Source organism: Mesorhizobium sp. M7A.F.Ca.AU.001.01.1.1, assembly GCF_004022735.1.
Lineage (GTDB): Bacteria > Pseudomonadota > Alphaproteobacteria > Rhizobiales > Rhizobiaceae > Mesorhizobium > Mesorhizobium ciceri.
Map to the genome: position 1 here is coordinate 1 of NZ_RZPF01001017.1, position 1,619 is coordinate 1,619.

Sequence of the window (1,619 nt, forward strand, 5' to 3'; positions counted from 1 at the left end):
GCCCCGGGCCAATGCACGTCCTGCATTGGCCCGTCGGCTGGGTTGTCGATGGTGGAAAGGCCGAGGTAGTCGCGCATCTTGGCGTCCCAGGCTTCGGGCAGATCGGCCACCTCCAGCCGGCCCGAGACGAGTTCCTGTTCCAGTTCGTAGCGCAGGATGACATGCAGGGGATAGGTCACCTCGTCGGCATCGACCCGGATCAGGCCGCGTCCGACGCGATGCACGTGCGGCAGGATGTCGTCGAGCGACCAGGCTTCGCCGAGATGCTTTTCAACCACTGGCAGCGCCCAGCGCCAGAAGGCCGGGTTGCGGCCTAGCTGCTTCTCGACGAACAGGCTCTGGCTTTCATGCACGGCCATGCCGCGCGCTTTGCCGAGCGGCCAGTGCGACCATGCCTTGGGCAGGTTCTGTTCGTAGAGCGCATGGCCGGTCTCGTGCAGCACGCCCATCAGCGCCGACAGGAAGTCGGACGTCTTGTAGCGGGTGGTGATACGCACGTCGCTCGGCACGCCGCCGCAGAAAGGGTGGTGCGACACCGACAGCGACCCATGCGTCAGGTCGAAGCCGACTGCCGTCATCATGGCAAGGCCGAGGATGACATTGCGCAGCGCCACCGAGGCCGTCGCTCCGACCGCCGACTTGACCTGCGTCGTGTCGGCGGCAAGCCGCGACACGATCTCGCCCGACTGGGCGGTGTCGAAGAAGGCAGGCGACAGCGTCGTCACATGGGCAAACACATCGCGCCTGATATCGGCGACGACGCGCTCGCCCAGCGTGATGACGAAATAGTAGCGGCCGGCCGATGCTGCCGCCAGCAGGGCGGCCATAGCCACCAGCGCTGCGAAATATTCGGCAATGAAGGTCGTGCTGGACGACGAGAAGCCATGATCGATCATGCGACGCACCGCCAGCGGCAGCGCCAACGTGGTTGCCGCCGCGATAACCAGCGAGATAATGGCGCCGACGACCAGCGTGCGGTAGTGCGTGATGTAGGGGAACAGGCGCCTGAGCGGCTTGAGCGAACGCCGGCGCTCGTCTGCGCTGGTGATTTGCGCCATCCCGATGTTTCCTCCAGCCGTCCTTGGGGTCTGCGCCTCAATATGCGCTTGCCGCGGCCTTGTGATTCAATTCCGGCTGATGTATAGGCTCGCCGACCGTTTTAGAAGCCGTGGCTCCTCAATAGCTGCGGCTTCGAGTTTTAAAAAGGGGCGCATCGACGCAGGCTTATGCCCGTCGCCAGCGCCGGCAAGCCAGGAACCGAACCATGAAGACCGACATCCATCCCGATTACCACACCATCAAGGTCGTCATGACCGATGGCACCGAATACACGACCCGTTCGACCTGGGGCAAGGAAGGCGATACGATGAACCTCGATATCGACCCGACCACCCACCCGGCTTGGACCGGCGGCCAGCAGACCCTGCTCGACCGCGGCGGCCGCCTGTCGAAGTTCAAGAAGCGTTTCGAAGGTTTCGGCATCTAATTGCATGTCGCCCAAAAGTGCGAAGCGGTTTTGGGATAACGACTTGCATCAAGTAAGAACTTAAGCCAAACGAGCTTTCACAGATCGAAAACCCGCCCTGTGGCGGGTTTTTTGTTGCGGCGCGGTCCTACTC

Annotated in this window: 2 protein-coding genes; one reads left to right on the forward strand and one right to left on the reverse strand. The window is 62.8% G+C overall.

Annotated features, from left to right (window positions below; translation table 11 throughout):
• Positions 1-1,058, reverse strand: a 1,058-nt coding sequence (locus tag EN884_RS39960; protein ID WP_245492045.1) for an ABC transporter transmembrane domain-containing protein, incomplete at its 3' end; no start/stop codon positions are given.
• 206 nt (positions 1,059-1,264) lie between these two features.
• Between EN884_RS39960 and rpmE the strand changes: the two genes are divergently transcribed.
• Positions 1,265-1,486 (forward strand): 50S ribosomal protein L31, encoded by a 222-nt coding sequence (gene rpmE, locus EN884_RS35275; RefSeq protein WP_013529118.1) that lies wholly within the window; start codon positions 1,265-1,267, stop codon positions 1,484-1,486.
• Positions 1,487-1,619 lie beyond the last annotated feature (133 nt).

What these genes read in the sequence shown, in the direction of transcription:
- rpmE (WP_013529118.1), top strand. Translation starts at nt 1,265, where the DNA reads ATGAAGACCGACATCCATCCCGATTACCACACCATCAAGGTCGTCATG.